Source organism: Streptomyces herbicida, from assembly GCF_032656585.1.
Classification (GTDB): Bacteria; Actinomycetota; Actinomycetes; order Streptomycetales; family Streptomycetaceae; genus Streptomyces; species Streptomyces herbicida.
Window position 1 is genome coordinate 66,751 of the sequence record NZ_JAUYWJ010000012.1, and the last position, 18,478, is coordinate 85,228.

Consider the following 18,478-nt stretch of genomic DNA (forward strand, 5'->3'; position numbering starts at 1 on the left):
CGGAGGAGAGCGATGGCACAGCTGCGACAGGAAGTCGAGCCGGACGAGGTCGGGCTGGACGCGAAGGCCCTTGACCGCCTCGACCAGCACTTCGCGCACTACGTCGACGACGGACGCCTGCCCGGCTACCTGGTGTCCGTGGCCCGCGGCGGCCGTGTCGCCCACCTCACCACGCACGGCCACCGGGACCTCGCGGCCGGGCTGCCGGTCGAGCCGGACACGCTCTGGCGGATCTACTCGATGACCAAGCCGGTCACCGCGGTCGCGACGCTGCTGCTGGTGGAGGAGGGCAGGCTGTCGCTGGACGACCCGGTCGGCCATCACCTTCCCGTGTTCGCCGAACCGCGGGTGTATGTGAGCGGATCGGGGGCCGAGGTGCGCACCCGCCCCGCCGACGGGCCGATCCTGATCCGGCATCTGCTCACCCACACCGCGGGCCTGACGTTCGGCTTCTACCACTCCCATCCCGTCGACGCCCTCTACCGCGACGCCCACTTGGAGTCCTCGGTACCGCCGGGCGCGGACCTCGCCGAGACGATCGACGTGTACGCGAGCCTGCCGCTGCAGTTCGAGCCGGGGACGCAGTGGAACTACTCGGTCGCCTCCAATGTGCTCGGCCGGGTCATCGAGGTGGTCTCCGGGCAGCCGCTGGACGAGTTCTTCGCCGAGCGGATCTTCCGCCCGCTGGGCATGACGGACGCCGGACTCCACATCACTCCCGAACAGGCCCCGCGGCTCTCGGAGTTGTACGGCGAGACGGACGACGGCGGCATCACCCCGATCCCCGGGCTCCCATTGCACGGCCGGCCGCGCTTCCTGTCCGGCAGCGGCGGCATGGCGGCCACGGCGCACGACTACCACCGCTTCATGGAGATGCTCCGCCGGGGTGGCGAACTGGACGGCACCCGCCTCCTGTCCCCCGGCACGGTCGCCCTGATGACCGGCAATCACCTCCCCGGCGGCGTCGACCTGCGCACCTTCGGTGCCCCCGCCCACCAGGAACCCGGCAACGAGGGCGTCGGCTTCGGCTTCAACGTCTCCGTCGTGATCGACCCGTCCCGCACCCTCGCCCCGACGGGCCTCGGCGCGTACGGCTGGAGCGGCGTGGCGACCACCACCTTCTGGGTCGACCCGAGCCGCGACCTGACCGTCCAGTTCATGACCCAGGTCCGGCCGAAGACGCTGAAGGTGTTCCCGGAACTGAAGCGTCTGGTGCACGAGGCGGTCATCGACTGAGGGCGAACCGGCTTCGCGGCACGGGCCCGGCTCCGTCACACCAGATTGGCCTCCGGGCGCGGCGCGTCGGCGGCGAAGCGGGCGGCGCTCAACGGGCCGACGTCCAGGAAGGGTTCGCGGCCGAGGTACAGGTCGCGGACCACCTCGCCGACGGCCGGCCCCTGCAGGAAGCCATGGCCGGAGAAGCCCGTCGCGTACAGGAAGCGGGAGACCGAAGTCGCCTCGCCGATCAGGGCGTTGTGGTCGGGCGTGTTCTCGTACAGGCCCGCCCAGCCGCCGGTGCGACGCAGGTCGAGCAGGGCGGGCGCGCGCCGCTCCATCGCCTCGTACAGGCGGGGGATCCAGCGGTCGTGGGTGTCGGTGGCGAAGCCGGGCTTCTCGTCGGGGTCGGACATGCCGACGAGGAGGCCCGGCCCCTCGGAGTGGAAGTAGAGGCTGGTGGTGAAGTCGATGGTCATGGGGAGCGACGGCGGCAGTCCTGGGACGGGTTCGGTGACCGCGATCTGTCGGCGCAGCGGCTGCACCGGCAGGTCCACGCCCGCCATCGCACCGACCGCCCCCGACCAGGCGCCGGCCGCGCAGATCACCGTGCCGGTGGCGATCCGGCCGAGGGTGGTCGTCACGGCGGTGATGGTGGCTCCGTGCAGTTCGATGCCGGTGACCTCCACGTGGCGCAGAATGCGGGCGCCCCGGGCCCGGGCGGCGGCCGCGTAGCCGTGGACGACGGACTCCGGAGTGCAGTGGCCATCGTCCGGGGAGTACGCGGCGGCCAGCAGACCCTCGGTGGTGATCGGCGGGGACAGGCGCCGGGCCTCCTCCGGGCTGATCAGGCGGCTGGGCACGCCGAGGGAGTTCTGCAGCCGGACGCCCGCCTCGAAGGAAGCGACCTCCTCGGGTGTCGACAGCAGGAAGAGGTAGCCGACGCGGCGCAGCCCGATGTCGTACCCGACCTCCTCCTGGAATCGCCCGAACGCCTCCAGACTCCTGGCCCCGAGCTGGATGTTGAGCTCGTCGGAGAACTGCGCCCGCACCCCGCCCGCCGCCTTCGACGTGGAACCGGCGGCGAGTTCGTCCCGTTCGACCAGCACGACGTCCCGTACACCGGCGCGCGCCAGGTGGTAGGCGATGCTGGTGCCCATCACACCGCCGCCGATGACCACGACCCGGGCCTGGAGATTCACGCGCGTGCCTCCTTCGCCGCACGGATCACGGCCCAGGCCGCCGCGGCGTCCTGGATGCCGAGTCCGACGCTGTTGTAGTAGACGATGTCGTCGGGCGAGGTGCGGGCGGCGCGCCGTCCGGTGAGCACCTCCCCCAGCGGGACCAGGTCCCCGGGCGCGAGCAGACCGTCGTGCAGCGCGTCCACGACGGGTCCGGCATGCTCCGCCGCCGTCGCCGGATCGTCCACGACGACGGCGGCGGCCCGTCGTACGACCTCGGTGTCGACCTCGCGCCGGGTCGGCTCGAACGAGCCCACACTGACCACTGTGCACCCGGGCGCCAGCCACTCGCCACGCACCACGGGTGTCGTGCTGAGGGTGCAGGCGGCCACCAGCGACGCCCCGGTCACGGCCTCCTCGGCACTGTCGGCCGCATGCACCGGAACATCCAGTTCGGCCGCCAGGGCCCGGGCGGCGCGGGCGCGGTGCGCGGGGGTCGGGCTCCACAGCCGTACGGACGTCACCTCCCGCACCCGGGCGATCGCCCGTGCATGGGCGAGGGCCTGGGTACCCGAGCCCAGAATGGCCGGCTCCACGCCGCCGGGGACCGCCAGCGCGTCCACGGCCACGGCGCTGCCCGCTGCCGTGCGCAAAGTGGTCAGCGCGGTGCCGTCCAGGACGGCGGCGAGCCGGCCGGTCACCGGGTCCAGGGCGGTGACGACCGCATGCACGGTGGGCAGCCCGGCGGCCGCGTTGCCCGGGTTGACGCTGCCGAACTTCGCCACCGGGCCGGTGTCCGCCGAGAGCCTGGCGATGTAGGCGAAGACCACGCTGTCGTCGAAGCGGCTCGGCTCCATGATCTTCCCGGGCAGGTCGGCGTCACCGGTCCCGAGCGCGGTGAAGGCCGCCCGCTGCGAGGCGATCGCCGCGTCGAGGGCGAGCAGCCGCACCACCTGCTCGCCGGAGAGGAAGAGGACGTCTTCGGTCATCCCCTCATCCTGTCCGGGCCGTCGCACGGCGAATCAGGACCAGTGGGCGACCGCGTCCAGATGGGGCAGGTTGTGGTCCAGACGCTCCCGCTTGGTGCGCAGATAGGTGATGTTGTTCTCGCACGGCTCGATCAGCAGCGGGACCGTCTCGGGGACCTCTATGCCGTGCTGGACCAGCGATTCGCGCTTGCGCGGGTTGTTGGACATCAGACGTACGGAGCGGACCCCCAGGTCGCGCAGGATCCCGGCGGCGACGCCGTAGTCGCGGGCGTCGACCGGCAGGCCCAGGGCGAGGTTCGCCTCCACCGTGTCCAGGCCCTCCGCCTGCAGGGCCATCGCGCGCAGCTTGGCCAGCAGACCGATGCCCCGGCCCTCGTGACCCCTCAAGTAGACGACGATGCCGCTGCCTTCGGCGACGACCGCGCGCAGCGCGGCGGCGAGCTGGTCGCCGCATTCGCAGTGCTGGGAGCCGAACGCGTCGCCGGTAAGGCACTCCGAGTGCAGCCGGGTGAGAACGTCGTCGGTGCCGATGTCGCCGTAGACCAGGGCCACTTGCTCGTCACCGCGATCGTGGTCCAGGTAGCCGATCGCCTGGAATTTCCCGTACACGGTCGGCAACGGTGCATTCACGACGCGTTCCACGCCCGAACGCCGTGGGGTCTTCTTGCCGAGTACGCCGATGTTTTCTGTCATGATCTGATTCCTAAGCAGAGACGAAAGGCCGTGAAAAGATGAGTGGTTCGGGCGCGCCTACGGCGGCATACGGGTTGTTGCCGGCGGACACCACGGAAGACGTACGGACGCGGGCGGCCGGTGTCTCAACACAGGTCGCCGTCCTTCCGGTCGGGAGCTTCGAACAGCACGGCCCCTTCCTTCCCCTGGCGACCGACACCCTGGTCGCCTGTGCCGTCGCACGGGAGATCGCCGCAACGTACCCGGTGCACCTCCTCCCTCCGGTGACGATCGCCTGCTCGCACGAGCACGCGGCCTGGCCGGGGACCGTCAGCATCTCGTCCGTGACCCTTCATGCGGTAGTGCGGGACATCGCCGCGTCGCTGCGCCGGTCGGGCGTCGACGCCCTCGTCGTGGTCAACGGCCACGGCGGCAACTACGTACTGGGAAACGTCGTTCAGGAGTCCTCCGCGCGCGGGGAGCGGATGGCGCTCTTCCCGGCCGCGGAGGACTGGGAGACGGCGCTGGAGCGGGCCGGAGTGCGGACCTCGCTGCTCACCGACATGCACGCGGGGGAAATCGAGACCTCCATTCTGCTGCACGCTCATCCCGAATTGGTCCGCCCTGGTTACGAGTCCGCCGATTTCACCGCGGACGACCGCCGTCATCTGCTCACCACAGGAATGTCCCGCTATACCGAGTCGGGCGTCATCGGCCGTCCTTCCCTGGGGTCGGCGGAAAAGGGGAAGGAACTGCTGGCGAGCCTCGCCGATTCCTTCGGCGCGTATTTCGAGTTGCTCACGTCATCGGACGGGCTCGGGTAGTCCGCGCCGGTGGCCCGGGCGTCGGGTTCCGAAACCGCGTCGGCGGTCAGGGACCCGGCACCGGAGCGCAGCCCGGTGTACCAGCGGACGACCAGGACGACGGCGCCGGGCAGGCTCGCCACGAAACTCAGCACGCCGTACACGACCGCGACGGCCACTCCGCTGCTCGCGCCCAGTCCGGCGGCGCCGAACGCCCAGGCGGTGACGCCCTCCCGGGGGCCGAACCCGCCGACGTTCAACGGGACGCCCATGGCGACCAGAGCGAGGATCGCGATCGGGATCAGCACCGCGACGGAGGCGCCGGAGCCGGCGACCTGGGCCGCCACGACGAACATCGCGACGTGCCCGGCGAGGACGACCACCGAGGAGAGCGTGATGCCCGGCCAGTTGCCGCGGGACAGCAGGCCCTGGCGTGCCTCGCCGAGCGTCCTGCGCAGCGCGCCGCCGCGGCGGGAGGGCGCGCGGTTCATGCGGATCGCGAGGACGACGGCGAGCGCGCCCGCCGCGGCCAGGGCCACCAGCGGGGCGAAGCCGCGCACGTCGTCCCGCACCGGGGACGGCAGGGTCAGCAGCGCCGCACCGCCGAGGACGGCCAGCGCGATCTGCCCGGCGACGCGCTCCAGGACGACCGCCCGCACGGCGCGGCCCATGTCACCGGCGCTCTGCCCGTGCCGCACCGCGCGGTGCACATCGCCGAGGACGCCGCCGGGCAGGGCGGCGTTGAGGAACAGCGCACGGTAGTAGTCGGCCACGGCGGGTCCGAGCGGCAGCCGGATCCGCAGCCCCCGGGCCACCAGCTGCCAACGCCAGGCGCTGAACACGGTGGTGACCACCCCGACGGCCACGGCGGCCAGCAGCGTCGGCGAGTCGATCCGCCGCAGTCCGTCCAGGAAGACGCCGGTGCCGAGCTTCCACAGCAGTGCGGCGAGGATGGCGACTCCGGCGACGGTGCCGAAGTGCGCGCGCACCGCGCGGAGCTCGAGACGGCCGAGAAGACGGCGCGGGCCGGTGCCGCGCCGATCCCCGGCACCCGGGGCGCCGCCCGGGGCCGCGAGCGCGCCGGCCTCCGCACCGGCCGGGACGAGCGCGGAGCCGGCGTCGGGCGCCTGGGCGGGGACGACGAGACAGCCGCCGTCCCGCAGGCCCGCGGACGCCGCCGTGTCGGTCCTGCGCACGCGCGCGCGTGCCGGTGTCGTGGGCGTCGGGCGCCCGTGGCCGGTCGCCCGTGTCGCGCGGGACTTCGCCCCGGCGCCCACCGCCTGGGTGCTCATGACGCCCCGCCCCTCGGCCGGGGCAGCGCCAGCATGTCGCTGTGGTGGACGACGGCGTGCAGCTCACCGGCCTCGCAGGCGGCCAGCCGCTCCTGGAGGTAACGGTCGGCGCGCTCGCGCAGTTCGGGACGCTCTTCGACGGCAGCGCCCACCCAGCCGCGCAGCCACTGGGCGGTCAGCGCCGACTCGGCCGGACCCAACTGCCACGGGCTCGGATTCACCTTCACCGTCGCGCCGCGCTCACCGAAGACCTCGCAGGCCACGGTGACCGCGTCGGGGCCGAGGAGGCCGCCGCGGCGCTGGTGGGCGTTGAACGCCTCCGCTATCTCGGCGTCCAGCGGGTCCGACGGGGTGAGTTCGACGCGTCCGGCCACCGAGAGGGTCAGCAGGGCCGGGCAGCCGGCCCCGACGCACGCGTCCGCGAGGGTCTCGACCTCCTCGCGGGTAAGGACGTCGAGCAGCGCGGAGGCCGTCACCAGGGAGGCGCCGAGCAGCGCGTCCGGGGTCAGCCGGGCCATCTCGCCACGCCGTGTCTCCACCGTGACCCGGCTGCCGTCGGCGGCGGCGCGCGGCGAGGCCACCGCGGCGAAGTGCAGGAGGTAGGGGTCGCGGTCGTGCAGGATCCAGTGCTGCGCGCCGTCCAGCCGGGGCGCGAGCCAGCGGCCCATCGAGCCGGTGCCGCAGCCGAGGTCGTGCACGGCGACCCCGCCCGTCCGCCCCGGCAGATTGGCCAGCCGGATCCGCAGCGGGTCGAGCAGATCGACCGAGCGGGCGGCGGCGTCGGCGGTCTCGCGCAGCTCCAGCCACTCGGGCGCGTACCGTGGCGGCTCCTCGGGCCCGCCCTCCCGCAGCCGCACGGTGGCCCGCTCCCCGGGCCGTGTCACGGGTCCGGCACCTGCGATCACGTCGGACACCCCCTCCTCGCTCTCCGGTCCGGACACCGGCGGGGGCTCCTCGCCCCGCGGCCCCGGCTGTGCCGGGATCGCCCCGGTCGGCGTGCTCACCGTCGTCTTCCTCATGCCGCCCGCCGGGGTTCGTCAGGGAGCCTCAGCAGTACTCCGGCCAGGCTGCGGGCCGTGGTCGCCCAGCCGTCGAGGGCCGCGCGGCGGCCGCGGGCGGCGGCCTTCAGCCGACGGCGCACATCGGGCTCGCCGAACCAGCCGCGCAGTTCGGCGGCGAGCGCGGCGGGATCCTCCGGCGGGAAGAGAATGCCCGGGACACCGCCGTCGGGGGCGCGGCCGACCGCCTCGGGCAGACCGCCGACATCGGTGGCGAGGACCGGGATGCCCCGGGCCAGGGCCTCCGTGACCGCCATGCCGTACGTCTCCGCGTACGAGGTGAGGACCATCAGGTCGGCGGCGGCGTAGCTGGCGTCGAGGTCGGCGCCGGAGCGGGGGCCCACGAGGTGCAGGCGGTCCGTCAGGCCGTACTTCGCGATCAGGGACCGCAGGTGTGCGACGTACTCCGGGTCCTGCCCGAGTCCGCCCACGCAGACGCAGTTCCACGGCAGGTCCCGTACCGTCGCGAGGGCCTCCACCAGCCGGTGCTGGCCCTTGCGCGGAGTCACCGCGGCCACGCACAGCAGATGCGAGACGCCGTCGGTACCGGGGGCGAGAGGCGCGATGTCGGCGCCGGGGGCGGCGACATGGACCCGTTCGGGGGCGAGGCCGTGGTGGGAGACGAGGCGGCGGACCGCCCAGTCGCTGGTGGCCACGACGGCCGGTACGGCCCGCAGCACCGCGCGCTCCCGGACGTCCAGGTCCGCGGCCACCGACGGGTCGAGGCCCGTCTCGTCGCCGAGCGGGAGGTGCACGAGCACCGCGAGGCGCAGGCGTTCGGCCTCGGGGACGACGATCTCGGGGACGCCGCAGGCGACCAGGCCGTCCAGCAGGACGACCGTGCCGTCCGGCAGTTCCCGTAGCGTACGGGCGAGTTGTTCACGGGCGGCCGCACCGGGCCGGGGCCAGGCCCCGTCGACGGCGTGCTTGGTGACCTGCCAGCCGAAGCCCGGCAGGTCCAGGCAGACGCGCCGGTCGTAGGCGTTGCCGCCGCTCGGCGAAGCCGGGTCGTCGACGCCGCCAGGCATGACGAAGTGCACGGTGCGCAGGGACATGGGCATGATCCCGACGTTCGCAGGGGCGGCCGCGCGCTGCGCGGGCACATAGGTCAGGGCCGGGGCCCGGTCGATGGCCATGTCGGTCACAGGCCACGCTCGTAGCTCGCCCAGGCGACATGCGACTCGTGCAGGGTGACCGTGATGCCCGCCAGGCCCTTGGCGCCTTCGCCCAGGGCGCCCTTCTCGATGCGCTCGGCGAGCCGGTCGGCGATGACCTTGGCGAGGAACTCCGTGGAGGTGTTGACGCCGGCGAAGTCGGGCTCGTTGTCGAGGTTGCGGTAGTTCAGCTCGCTGACCACGGCGCCCAGTTCCTGCGTGGCCAGTCCGATGTCGACGACGATGTTGTCGTCGTCCAGCTGCTGACGGCGGAAGGTGGCATCCACGAGGAACGTGGCGCCGTGCAGTCGTTGCGCGGGCCCGAACACCTCGCCGCGGAAGCTGTGGGCGATCATGATGTGATCGCGGACGGTGATGCTGAACAACGGACGACCCTCCAGGTGCGGCGCGTCTGGCCCCTCCGGCCCCTTGCTGGCGGGGATGCTGTGTAGTACGGCTCTTCGCTTCCCCGTGTTCAGCCCCCTCTCACTCTTTTCTCAGGTCAGGCGCTTTTGTCGCCCCGGTTTGTCGTACCGGATTGAACAGGTCCGTCAGGCTGTGTCTTCGCCGCCCGCGTATCTGACCCGGTGGCACAGGGCAGGGGTCTCGCCCGAGGCGAGCCTCGGCATTACCGCCGGGAGCTCCTCGAACGCGCTCTCCCCGGTGACCAGGGCGTCCAGCGCCGGGTCGGCGAGCAGGTCGAGGGCGAGTGCGAGCCGGTCGGCGTAGCTGCGGCTCGCGCGGCGGGCCGGGGAGACGGTGCCGACCTGGCTGCTGCGCACGGTGAGCCGCCGCGAGTGGAAGGCCTCGCCGAGCGGCAGGGCGATGCGCCGGTCGCCGTACCAGCTCAGTTCGAGGACGGTGCCCTCGGCGCGGAGCAGTTCGAGGGAGCGGGCGAGGCCCTGTTCGGTGGCGCTGGCGTGCACGACCAGGTCACAGTCGCCGAGGGCGTCCGCGGGCGAGGCGAAACCGACGCCGAGGGCCTCGGCGGTCTTGGCGCGTGCCGGATCGGCGTCGACCAACTGCAGCCGCACCCCCGGGAAGCGGGCGAGCAGGGCGGCCACCGAGCAGCCGACCATGCCGCCGCCGACCACCGCGATCCGGTCGCCGACCAGGGGTGTGGCGTCCCACAGGGCGTTCACGGCCGTCTCGACCGTCCCGGCGAGGACGGCCCGTTCGGCGGGCACGTGGTCCGGCACCGGGGTCACCGCGCTCACCGGAACGACGTAACGGGTCTGGTGCGGATACAGACAGAAGACCGTTCGGCCGGTCAGCTCATCCGGTCCCTCCTCCACCATGCCGACATTGAGGTAGCCGTACTTCACCGGTCCGGGGAAGTCGCCCTCCTGGAACGGCGCCCGCATCGCGGTGTGCTGGCTGGCCGGGACGCCGCCGCGGAAGACGAGCGTCTCCGTGCCGCGGCTCACGCCGGAGTAGAGCGAGCGCACCAGCACCTCGCCCTCGGCGGGACCCGTAAGGGTGACGTCACGGATCTCGCCCTGACCCGGCGAGCTCAGCCAGAAAGCGCGCGCGGAGCGGTTCATCGGCATCCTCCTGAACGATCGGGAACCTGTTCACGTACCGAGATGTGCACAGGCCGCGCACAGTACGCGGCGTTGATCGACTCTGTCACTCGGCCGGAGGACGTGCGGTGGCCCTGAACAACACTTACGAAGCCAGGCTGGTCCAGCAGGAAACCGCTGTGGGAGCGGGCGTGCAGATCCTGTTGCTGGCCCTGCTCGGCTCGGCGATCGGCATGGGGCCGGCGGGCTGGCTGACGGGGCTCGCGTTCGCGATCGCGAGCTGGGCGGTGCTCTCGCGGGCGCTGCACCGCTCCCGGCCGCGTTCCTTCGGTCCGGCGAACCGGGTCACCCTCGGCCGGGCGACGCTGGTGGGCGGGGTGACGGCGCTGGTCGCCGACTCCTTCGAGAGCTCTCCGCCGGTCACGCTCCTCGTGGGACTGACGGCGGTGGCGCTGATCCTGGACGGCGTCGACGGGAAGGTGGCCCGGCATACCGGCACGTCGACCGCGCTGGGTGCCCGTTTCGACATGGAGGTCGACGCGTTCCTGATCCTGGTGCTGAGCGTGTACGTCTCGATGCAGCTCGGCCCGTGGGTGCTGCTGATCGGCGCGATGCGCTACGCGTTCGTCGCCGCGGCCAAGGTCGCTCCCTGGCTGAACGCGCCGCTGCCGCCGTCCTTCGCCCGCAAGACGGTCGCCGCGATCCAGGGCGTCTGCCTGCTGCTGGCCGGCTCGGAACTGCTCCCGCACGCCGCGAACATGGCCGTGGCGCTGCTGGCCCTGGGGTCGCTGCTGTGGTCGTTCGGCCGGGACGTGCTGTGGCTGTGGCGGACGTCCCGGATCGTCGCGGAGGCGCCCGCCCGGGAGGCCCGCGAGGAGATGCTGGAACTCGTCGCGCGGTGACACCCCGCCCCGCACCGTGCGAAGGGCCCGGATCAGCTGCTGATCCGGGCCCTTCGCGTACGGCTGTTACGAGCGTGTCGACCGGCTGCGCACGATCGCGAACGCCCCGGCCGCCAGGCCCAGGACGCCGACGATCAGCCCCGCGCTGCCGAGGCCGCGAGCGGTGGAGTCATTGGGGTCGCCCGAGTCCGAGGCGGCCTGTGCGGAACCGCTCTTCGCGTCACCGCTCTTGGTGTCGCCGTCCTTCGTGTTCGGCGAAGCGGGGCTTTCACCGTCACCGGCCGTGAGCTTCAGCACCGGCGCGGGATTCTCCGCCTCGTCCTCCCCGCCCTGCTCGATCCAGCGGACGACCTTGCCGTCGGAGTAGGTCTGGAGGGTCTTGAAGGTCAGCCGGCCGGCGTCCTCCGGCAGCTGGCCGAAGGCCACGTCGAAGTCCTCGTACTGACCGGCCCCGATCTTGCCACCGGTCCAGGTGATCGCGGAGACGGCCTCGGTGATGGTGCCGTCGTCGGTCTTGACCGGCTTCTTGAGCTTGGTGGTGGTCACCTTGGCGGTCCAGCCGTCCTGCGGGTGGACGAGCACGCCGAGGACGGGGTGGTCGGTGGGCAGGAAGACCTGGACCTTGGTCGTGCTCGCGCTGTCCTCCTCGTTGGGCACACGGAAGGTCAGCAGACCGTCCGTGGCTCCTTCGGCGTAGCTCTCGGGGTGGACGGTGACATGCGCCGAGGCGACACCCGCGGCGCCGAGGACTCCGGCGGCGGCGAGGGCGGCGACGGCGGCTGCACGGCGCAGGGTGATGCGGTTCCTGGACATGGCAGACATGGGTGAGTGGATCTCCGTACGTGCTGAAGAGCGTGATGGGGGGTCAGATGGTGTACGGGATCCAGGCGGGCGGTCCGCGGCGACGCACCGCGTGCCGTAGCAGCAGTTGCCGCAGCGGGACAGCCTCGGCGTGCGTGCGCACGGGGCCGCCCGGAGGCGCGGGGAGCGGGACGCGAGCGCCCCGCCACCGGACCACCGCGAGCGAGGGCACCAACGTGGCGGCCCGGCGCAGCAACGACCACAGCGCGACCTCCCCGCGCCGCAGCCACCAGGAGGCGACGAGGGCGGCGAGGAGGTGGGCGGCCGTGACCGGCGTGGACATCTCGTGGACGTGTGCCAGGGCGTCCGAGGCGGGCGCGAAGAGGCCGTGCGCATGGCCCACGGCGGCATCGGCGTGACTGCCCATGGACGCCGGCCGCGTGCCGTGCGCGGACACGGCCGCGTGCGGCTGCACGACGTCGAAGGCGATGTGCAGACCCGCCTGTGTGGCGAGCATGACCGCCCCGATCCCCGGCAGGGACCGCTCCCGGCCACCGAGCAGCCATCCGGCGAGGAAGACACCGACAAACCCGGCATCGTCCACCCACACCGGCGGCATGTCACCGGTGGCAAACCCGTGCCCGGCGGCAGCCAGAAGCACGCACACCGCGGCGAACACCGCGGCGCGCAGGCTCCTCACCGCCGGGGACGCGCTCATGGTTGGGGATCCTCCCACGGTGGAGGGATACGAGCCGCAGCGACGCTCTGGTTCCGTGCGGACGCACGGGCGAGTCCCGTCACCCCCGCAGGAGTGAGCCCGGCCCGACCTGCGCCAGCAGCGGCGGCTCGCTTTCTCCTTCGTAGGCGAGGTGGAGCTCGCGCCGGGCACGCGTGGCCAGCACGTAGTACGTCATGCGCAGCGCGGCCGACGTGGGATCGGCAGCCGCGTCGGTGTGCGCGTCGGGGATCACGACCGTGTCGAAACCCAGCCCCTTGGCGCTGGCCCGGTGCACCAGCACGATGCCCGGACGAGCGAGGTCCAGCGTGCGGTAACGCCCTTCTTTGGCCATGGAGGTGTACAGCTGCGGCTTGAGCCGGGGTGCCCTGCGCTCGATGCTGCCCAGCAAGGAGAACTGAGTGTGCTTCGAGTTCACGATCACCCCGATGCTGTGCTGCGGATGCTGCTGGGCCAGGAGGATCAGCAGATCGGCGGCGCCCTTGTGCGGCAGACGGTGCAGCCGGGGCACGGGCCCGTCCCGTTCGGGAAGGTCGGGCAGGTCACTGCCCGTGTGGAAGTGCGCGGCGAGGGAGGCTATCTGCCGTGTGTTGCGATGGTTCCCGTCGAGTTCGTGCCGGGTGCACCGGCCCAGGCGCTGGGCTATCTCGGCGAGGGTGGAATTGGTGTCGGTCAGCCGCTGGCATTCGTCGGCGTACACCGTCGTACGCGCCTGCAGCAGCCGGAGCAGCCGGTAGAACTCCGGGGGCAGATCCTGTCCCTCGTCGACGACCAGGGTGATGTCGGGATCGGGGCCCAGTTCGGCGGCCCGGTCGTAGCATGCCTCCCAGTCGTACGTGCCGTCAGCCGCGGCCGGAGCCCTGCCGCCGAACCACTCCGTGAGCCACGCGTGGGCCGTCGCCACCCGCACACTGCGGTCCCTCGGCCCCAGTGCGTGGACGACCGCGGCCAGCGACTGGCGCAGGAGGTTGGAGCGGGTCAGCAGGGTGACCTGCGCTCCGGTCAGGGCGAGCATGATGGCCCGCTGGGCCGCCAGCAGGCTCTTGCCGCTGCCCGGCGGACCGCTGACCAGATGGTTGCCGTCGAAGGGGAGTTCGTCAAGGCTGTCGCGCTGCCGAGGCGAGAGGTCGAGATAGCTGACGGTCATGGCTGCTCCAGGGCGGTTGCCGCGGCGGCAAGGGCGGTACCGACGACCGTCTCCAGGTAGCCGGGCACCCCCTGTCCGCCGACGACCAGGGCGCGGTCGAGGAGGGCGTTGCCGGCTTCGCAGCTCGTCTCCGGAAGGAGTGCGCAGGCGTGGCAGGCCGCGCGGTTGAGGTTGGCGAAGCCCTGTCCGGTGTGCTCGGCGCACAGCGGATCCGCCGAGCACCAGGCGGCCGCCTCGGTCATACGCAGCAGGGTCTCCGCCAGGCGCGGCGGTTCACCCTGGCGGACGAGGCCGCCGAGGGTGCCCTCGGCGTCTCCGGCGGCGGTGTAGACGAGGATGCCGTACTGGTCCTGTTCGGGGCGCGCGTAGATGCGTTCGCGCAGGCTCGCCGTCGAGTAACCGGATTCGAAGGAGAGCTGACGGATCAGCAGATGGGCGAGCGTGTGCAGGAGGACGAAGCGTGGGGCGAGTTCCGGACCGGTGACGTGTTCCAGGCGGTCCTTCTGTAAGGAGCGATCGAGGTCGGCGCGCATCCCCGAGACCCGGTGACGGACTTTCGCGTCGGCTTCCCATGCGGAGAGTTCACGCCGGTCCAGCGCCAGGAAGATCCCTTCTCCAAAGACCTCCACGGCGGGCAGCCATCTCAGGCGCCGTGCCGTGTCGGACGGTACGACCGTGGCATCGGGTGAGACCCGGGTGAAGCCGGACAGGGCGCGGACTTCGCGCAACCGGTCGGCGAGGACGATCCGGCCGAACCGCCGGCGCAGGCCGGCCCACGGTTCCTCGGTATCGCCGCCCAGGCCCAGGGTGGTCTCGCGCAGTGCGAAGTCCCGCGTCGGTGGCGGTGGCGGAGCGGTGAAGGCGGCCCATTCCTCCCGGCTCAGGTCGGGTCGGGCGGGAGTGGACGGTGTGTGGGACGAGGGCGCCGGAGTGTCCCCGGTCTCCTCGGCGACGAGGGCGTCGAGGAGTGCCTCGTCGGCTCCCGTGTCCTCCATGATGACGTCCCGGAACATGCCGGCCCGCGGCTTCCCGATGTACCGGCAGAGTTGCACCCACAGGTCGTGTTCCCGCACCCGCCGGGCGAGCTCCTCGTCCGCGTGCGCCGGGACCTCGGTCTCGGGGATGTCGAGCGCCGAGTGCACGATCGGGTAGTACAGGTTTCCCGCCGTGCGCTGCACCACCTGAACCGGCTTGACGCACTCCGCGGCCTCGCTCGCCCGCTGCCAGGGGTTGCGTCCGGAACACCGCATCCCGTGTGTTCCGAGGATGTCGAGCAGATCACGCGCGGCTCCGCACCCCTTCGCGGTGCAGACCACGGAGAGCGCTTCGAGTCCGGAGGCGCGGTCGGAGACGAGGAAGCGCAGTCTCTCGCGCTCGGCACACTGACGGCGCTCGCCGGCGTCACGCCGGGAGTGCGCCCAGAACCACCAGTCGATGTCGCTGAGGTGGCCGGCCGCACAGATCTGCACGAACCGCATGGGCGCGAGTGTCCGCGCCGGCGAGCAGGAGGGACAGCGCGGCGGCTGACCGGGCTTCTCGTCGGCGATCCGCCACCGCTTCATGCGCCGGCAGGCCCCGCAGAAGAGCCAGGAGGGGAAGCGGACGTACGGCGCTCCCGGGGCGTCCGGCGTGTCGTAACGGTCGTTGGCCGTGGCCGGAGCGGCGTAGAAGCACGTGACTCCGAGCCGGGAGGCCAGTCGCGGGGACTCGACCTGCTGCCTGCCCTGCCCCGGCCAGTCGCCGATTCCCGTGGCGACGAAGGACTCGCCCTGGATGTCGAACACGGCCCCGACCCCGAACGGGACGACCGTCTGCGACTGGCGTACCCGCAGCGTGCGGCTCACAGGTCGGCTCCCTTCACCATCACCTGGCACTCCCGGTCCACGTTGCGCATGGAGTTGGGCGTCTCCCACAGCCCGTACTTCTGCTCAAAGCTCTTGATCAAGTTCGACTGTCCCTTGCCCTGGCTGCGGTAGTACAGCTCCCGGCCGTGCTTGTGCGCCTCACGAGCGGCGTCCTCCCAGTCGGCGATGAGGTCCGCCAGTTCCTTGCGTACCGCCTCGCCGGTGGCCGGTTCGCAGACTTCGGCGCGCCGGGCGAGCCGGTCCGCGAGCACCTCGACCTCCGGGAGACGCTCGACGATGTGACCTGCCTGGTTCTCCGCCGCCAGCCCGAGCCCGTGACGTACGAGGATGACGAGAGCGGCGTGCAGGGCCCGGCGCCGCGACGGCACGGACCACGGTGTGACGCTGGTGGGCTCGACGTGCCGGTAGAGGGAACGGTGGTAGATGTCGAACGTCTCGTAGTGCGAACGGTCACGCGGGCGCGTGGCGTTGAAGAACGTGACCACGAGTCCGGGTACGGAGCTGCGCCCCACACGACTGGTGGCCTGGATGTACTCGGCGGTCGTCTTGGGCTGCCCCTGCATGAGCATGAGGGCGAGACGCTTCACGTCGACACCCACGGAGAGCATGTTCGTGCAGGGGAGGAAGGACACCGACGCGGGGTCGTTCCAGGGCTTCTCCAGCCGGTCGAGCAGCACGGGCTGTTCCGCGCGCGGCAGATTGCTGGTCAGTTCCTGTACCTGATGGTCCGGAAGCTGCCTGGTGCCCGCTCCCGTGTCGAGACCGGTGAGCTGTGCGGGGATGTCGTCGCCCGCGGCCGTGACGGTACGACCGAGCTCGCGCAGGCTGTGGTGGTAGGCGACCAGCGTCCAGTAGGCGTCGCGGTGTTCCTCGGGCAGTTCCCACGCCCCTTGGAGCAGGGCGGCCGCGGTGGCCACGGAGGCGCGACCGGCGGTGTGCCCCTGGGCCATGACGCCGACGTAGAGGCGGCCTGGACGAGAGGAGTCCTGTTCCGCGAAGTACGAGTGGCGGGCGTCCAGTCCGGCGGGCGGGAAGAGCTGGACTCCACCGCCGTACATGGCCCGGATCTGTTCACCGGAGCGGCGGATGGTGGCGGTGGAGGCGATGACCTTCGGACCGGTGCCGTCGGATGCGGCGCACAGGCCGAGGATCGCGGATTCGTAGAGGCCAACGGTGGTGCCGAGGGGGCCGGTGAGCAGGTGCAGCTCGTCCTGGATGACGAGTGACGGCGGCCGGTTGGCGCTCCCGGCTCCGAACAGCCGCCCCGCGCGCGGTTCCCAGGCGAGGCGGGCGAACTTGTCCACCGTGCCGAGGACGAACGTGGGCGGGTGATCGTAGAGATGCTCGTCGACGACGGCGACCGGCAGTCCGGCGTGGAAGGCGCATTCCTCGCGCGGGCAGAAGAACGCGAAGGAGGCGGCGTCGGCGCGTACCCCGTAGTCCGCGATGTCGGGGGACTTGTGTGCGGGAAGGATGCGGGTTCCGCACCACGGGCAGCGGTCGAGGATGAACACGTCGTCGGGGCGGGCCGCGGCACGCTCGCTGTCGAAGGCCGCGCGGGCCTTCTCGTAGGTGTTGGGCGTGGTGGTCTCGCCCACCCACAGGCCGATCGAGAAGGGCTCCTCACCGTAATTGTCCGGGTCGGCAAGGCGCAGCGTCTCCAGGGCGCAGATGGTGGTCGCCGCGCGCTGGAACTGCTGGGTCGTCAGCAGGCTGAGGGTGTACCGGCTCAGGACGGCCGTGCCTCCTCCGTCCGGTTCGCGTCTGCGCAGAAGCATCACGAAGGCGGCGAGCAGCAGATAAGCCTCCGTCTTGCCGCCGCCGGTCGGGAACCAGATGAGGTCCGTGATGTCCCGGTCCTCGTGCCGGGGGTCGACCGCACCGTCCAGGGCCAGGAGGAAGAAGGCCAGCTGGAACGGGCGCCACGTGGCCTCGGGTTTCGGCCCAGGATCGACCGGAACCCCGGCACCGCGGGCGCGTCGGCTGCCCGCGAGGTCGGGGGCCGAGTGGCGCATCTGGAGCGCCATGGCCCGGTTGGCGGCCCTGAAGGCGTGCAGGAGTTCCGGCCGTCCGGGGTCGCAGAGGGTGCGCACACCGGACTCGATGCGACTGACTGCCGTACTGACGCGGGCGAGAATGCGGTCGGCGGCCTCACGTCCCCAGTCGGGGACGTCCCTGTTCAGCTGCCCCACGTACCAGGCGCGGTAGTCCGCGGCGAACTCCCAGAGTTCTTCACGGAGTTGACCCACGGAGATGTGCGGATCGGCAAGGTGCAGGAGGTTCAGCACGGGAGTGTCGCCGAGGCCTGCCGCGCGGACACCGCGCACCTCTGCCTGCGGCATGACGGCTGCCCGGAGGGCAGTCACGCGCGTGCCTCCCCCGTCGTGCACTTCCTCGACCGCGCAGCCGTGGCCGACGGCATGCGTGCGCACATGCTCGTACTGCAGGCGCAACTCCTGTTCCTCCGGGTCGCGGCTCGCCAGTCGGACGCTCGGGTACTGGCGCACCCCGCCGTCTGTTGGCCGTGCTTCCAGGCCCACTTGGAAGAGCATGCGATCCCACTGCGCGGCCTTCCCCATGGCCTGCTCGTGGCGTGCCGTGTTGACCAGGGCCACAGTGACCAGCTGACCGGTGCCGAACACACGCCGGGTCACAAGGACTTCGGCCCGTCCGTCGAGGACCTGGACCCGGTCGCGGTCGGGGGTGAGGGTGTGTGTCTCCGCGGCCAGCGGGACGCGTTCCCAGCGCCGGCCACGCTCGCCCGTCGCGGCACGGGTCTCGTAGCGCGCGCCCACACAGGCGACCTCGATGGTGGTGGCGTCGGTGTAGAAGCTGAAGCCGAGCGAGGACGGCAGCCAGGAATTGGATTCCGGTACGGGGTCTTCGGCCGGAGCCGTGTCGTCGGCCGTGCCTTCCGTTCCGGAGCCGTCCGGCTCCTCCGCCGCCAGATACAGGTGCCGCTGGAGGTCGGCTTCCTGGGGGTACAGCGTGCCCATGAGGTACTGACGGTCCGGCGGGGCGTCGAGCGTCTCGTACTCGCCTCCGGCAGGGCCGACCAGCTGCCGGTGAATGTAGGAGACGAGCTCCTGTCTGGGGTCCATGGATTCCTCGATGAGTCTGCGAAGGCGGGAAGGCCGTGG

15 protein-coding genes and 1 pseudogene are annotated in these 18,478 nt (G+C 71.9%); 3 read left to right on the forward strand and 13 right to left on the reverse strand.

All coding sequences use genetic code 11. The annotated features are described in order from the left end of the window. Positions 1 to 12: 12 nt before the first annotated feature. Complete coding sequence (locus Q8A52_RS24920) at positions 13 to 1,236, forward strand: serine hydrolase domain-containing protein (protein ID WP_316755366.1); 1,224 nt, start codon at positions 13 to 15, stop codon at positions 1,234 to 1,236. 35 nt (positions 1,237 to 1,271) lie between these two features. On the opposite strand, the gene Q8A52_RS24925 is transcribed toward Q8A52_RS24920, so the two are convergent. Genes Q8A52_RS24925 through ribA form a run of 3 tightly spaced genes read right to left on the reverse strand, consistent with a single transcriptional unit; the run spans position 1,272 to position 4,078 of the window. Further along, positions 1,272 to 2,417 (reverse strand): NAD(P)/FAD-dependent oxidoreductase, encoded by a 1,146-nt coding sequence (locus Q8A52_RS24925; RefSeq protein ID WP_316755367.1) that lies wholly within the window; start codon positions 2,415 to 2,417, stop codon positions 1,272 to 1,274. Further along, positions 2,414 to 3,385, reverse strand: coding sequence for an ornithine cyclodeaminase family protein (locus Q8A52_RS24930; protein ID WP_316755369.1), 972 nt, complete (start codon positions 3,383 to 3,385; stop codon positions 2,414 to 2,416). The genes Q8A52_RS24925 and Q8A52_RS24930 overlap by 4 nt, the downstream gene beginning before the upstream one ends. Before the next feature lie 33 nt (positions 3,386 to 3,418). Further along, entirely contained in the window at positions 3,419 to 4,078 is a 660-nt protein-coding gene (ribA, locus tag Q8A52_RS24935; protein ID WP_316755371.1) for a GTP cyclohydrolase II, read from the reverse strand. A 38-nt stretch (positions 4,079 to 4,116) separates the two neighbouring features. Here ribA and Q8A52_RS24940 point away from each other — a divergent pair, with 38 nt between their 5' ends. Further along, complete coding sequence (locus Q8A52_RS24940) at positions 4,117 to 4,881, forward strand: creatininase family protein (RefSeq protein ID WP_316755373.1); 765 nt, start codon at positions 4,117 to 4,119, stop codon at positions 4,879 to 4,881. Positions 4,882 to 5,045: 164 nt separating this feature from the next. On the opposite strand, the pseudogene Q8A52_RS24945 reads toward Q8A52_RS24940, so the two are convergent. From Q8A52_RS24945 to Q8A52_RS24965, 5 genes and pseudogenes are all read right to left on the reverse strand, one after another. After that, a pseudogene (locus Q8A52_RS24945) lies at positions 5,046 to 6,152 on the reverse strand (lysylphosphatidylglycerol synthase transmembrane domain-containing protein); the annotation flags it as partial. Next, the gene (locus Q8A52_RS24950) at positions 6,149 to 7,171 is read right to left on the reverse strand and encodes a trans-aconitate methyltransferase (protein ID WP_316755375.1); all 1,023 of its coding nucleotides are present in this window, start codon (positions 7,169 to 7,171) and stop codon (positions 6,149 to 6,151) included. The pseudogene Q8A52_RS24945 and the gene Q8A52_RS24950, both read right to left, overlap by 4 nt. Further along, entirely contained in the window at positions 7,168 to 8,346 is a 1,179-nt protein-coding gene (locus Q8A52_RS24955) for a glycosyltransferase family 4 protein (RefSeq protein WP_408649245.1), read from the reverse strand. The genes Q8A52_RS24950 and Q8A52_RS24955 overlap by 4 nt, the downstream gene beginning before the upstream one ends. Before the next feature lie 5 nt (positions 8,347 to 8,351). Further along, complete coding sequence (locus Q8A52_RS24960) at positions 8,352 to 8,750, reverse strand: 6-pyruvoyl trahydropterin synthase family protein (protein WP_316755379.1); 399 nt, start codon at positions 8,748 to 8,750, stop codon at positions 8,352 to 8,354. Between the two features lie 165 nt (positions 8,751 to 8,915). After that, positions 8,916 to 9,908, reverse strand: a complete 993-nt coding sequence (locus tag Q8A52_RS24965) for a zinc-dependent alcohol dehydrogenase (RefSeq protein WP_316755381.1) — start codon at positions 9,906 to 9,908, stop codon at positions 8,916 to 8,918. Between the two features lie 107 nt (positions 9,909 to 10,015). Here Q8A52_RS24965 and Q8A52_RS24970 point away from each other — a divergent pair, with 107 nt between their 5' ends. Continuing rightward, positions 10,016 to 10,789 (forward strand): CDP-alcohol phosphatidyltransferase family protein, encoded by a 774-nt coding sequence (locus Q8A52_RS24970; protein WP_316755383.1) that lies wholly within the window; start codon positions 10,016 to 10,018, stop codon positions 10,787 to 10,789. 66 nt (positions 10,790 to 10,855) lie between these two features. On the opposite strand, the gene Q8A52_RS24975 is transcribed toward Q8A52_RS24970, so the two are convergent. The 5 genes from Q8A52_RS24975 to Q8A52_RS24995 form a co-directional block, all read right to left on the reverse strand. Then, positions 10,856 to 11,602, reverse strand: coding sequence for a YcnI family protein (locus Q8A52_RS24975; RefSeq protein ID WP_316755385.1), 747 nt, complete (start codon positions 11,600 to 11,602; stop codon positions 10,856 to 10,858). 52 nt (positions 11,603 to 11,654) lie between these two features. After that, positions 11,655 to 12,308, reverse strand: coding sequence for a hypothetical protein (locus tag Q8A52_RS24980; protein WP_316755387.1), 654 nt, complete (start codon positions 12,306 to 12,308; stop codon positions 11,655 to 11,657). Between the two features lie 79 nt (positions 12,309 to 12,387). Next, positions 12,388 to 13,473 carry a DEAD/DEAH box helicase gene (locus Q8A52_RS24985; protein ID WP_316755389.1) on the reverse strand — a complete coding sequence of 362 codons (1,086 nt, stop codon included), beginning with the start codon at positions 13,471 to 13,473 and terminating at the stop codon, positions 12,388 to 12,390. Further along, the gene (locus Q8A52_RS24990) at positions 13,470 to 15,317 is read right to left on the reverse strand and encodes a DUF1998 domain-containing protein (RefSeq protein ID WP_316755391.1); all 1,848 of its coding nucleotides are present in this window, start codon (positions 15,315 to 15,317) and stop codon (positions 13,470 to 13,472) included. Before Q8A52_RS24990 ends, Q8A52_RS24985 begins: the two co-directional genes overlap by 4 nt. Next, positions 15,314 to 18,439, reverse strand: coding sequence for a helicase-related protein (locus Q8A52_RS24995; protein ID WP_316755393.1), 3,126 nt, complete (start codon positions 18,437 to 18,439; stop codon positions 15,314 to 15,316). The genes Q8A52_RS24990 and Q8A52_RS24995 overlap by 4 nt, the downstream gene beginning before the upstream one ends. Between the last annotated feature and the right edge of the window lie 39 nt (positions 18,440 to 18,478).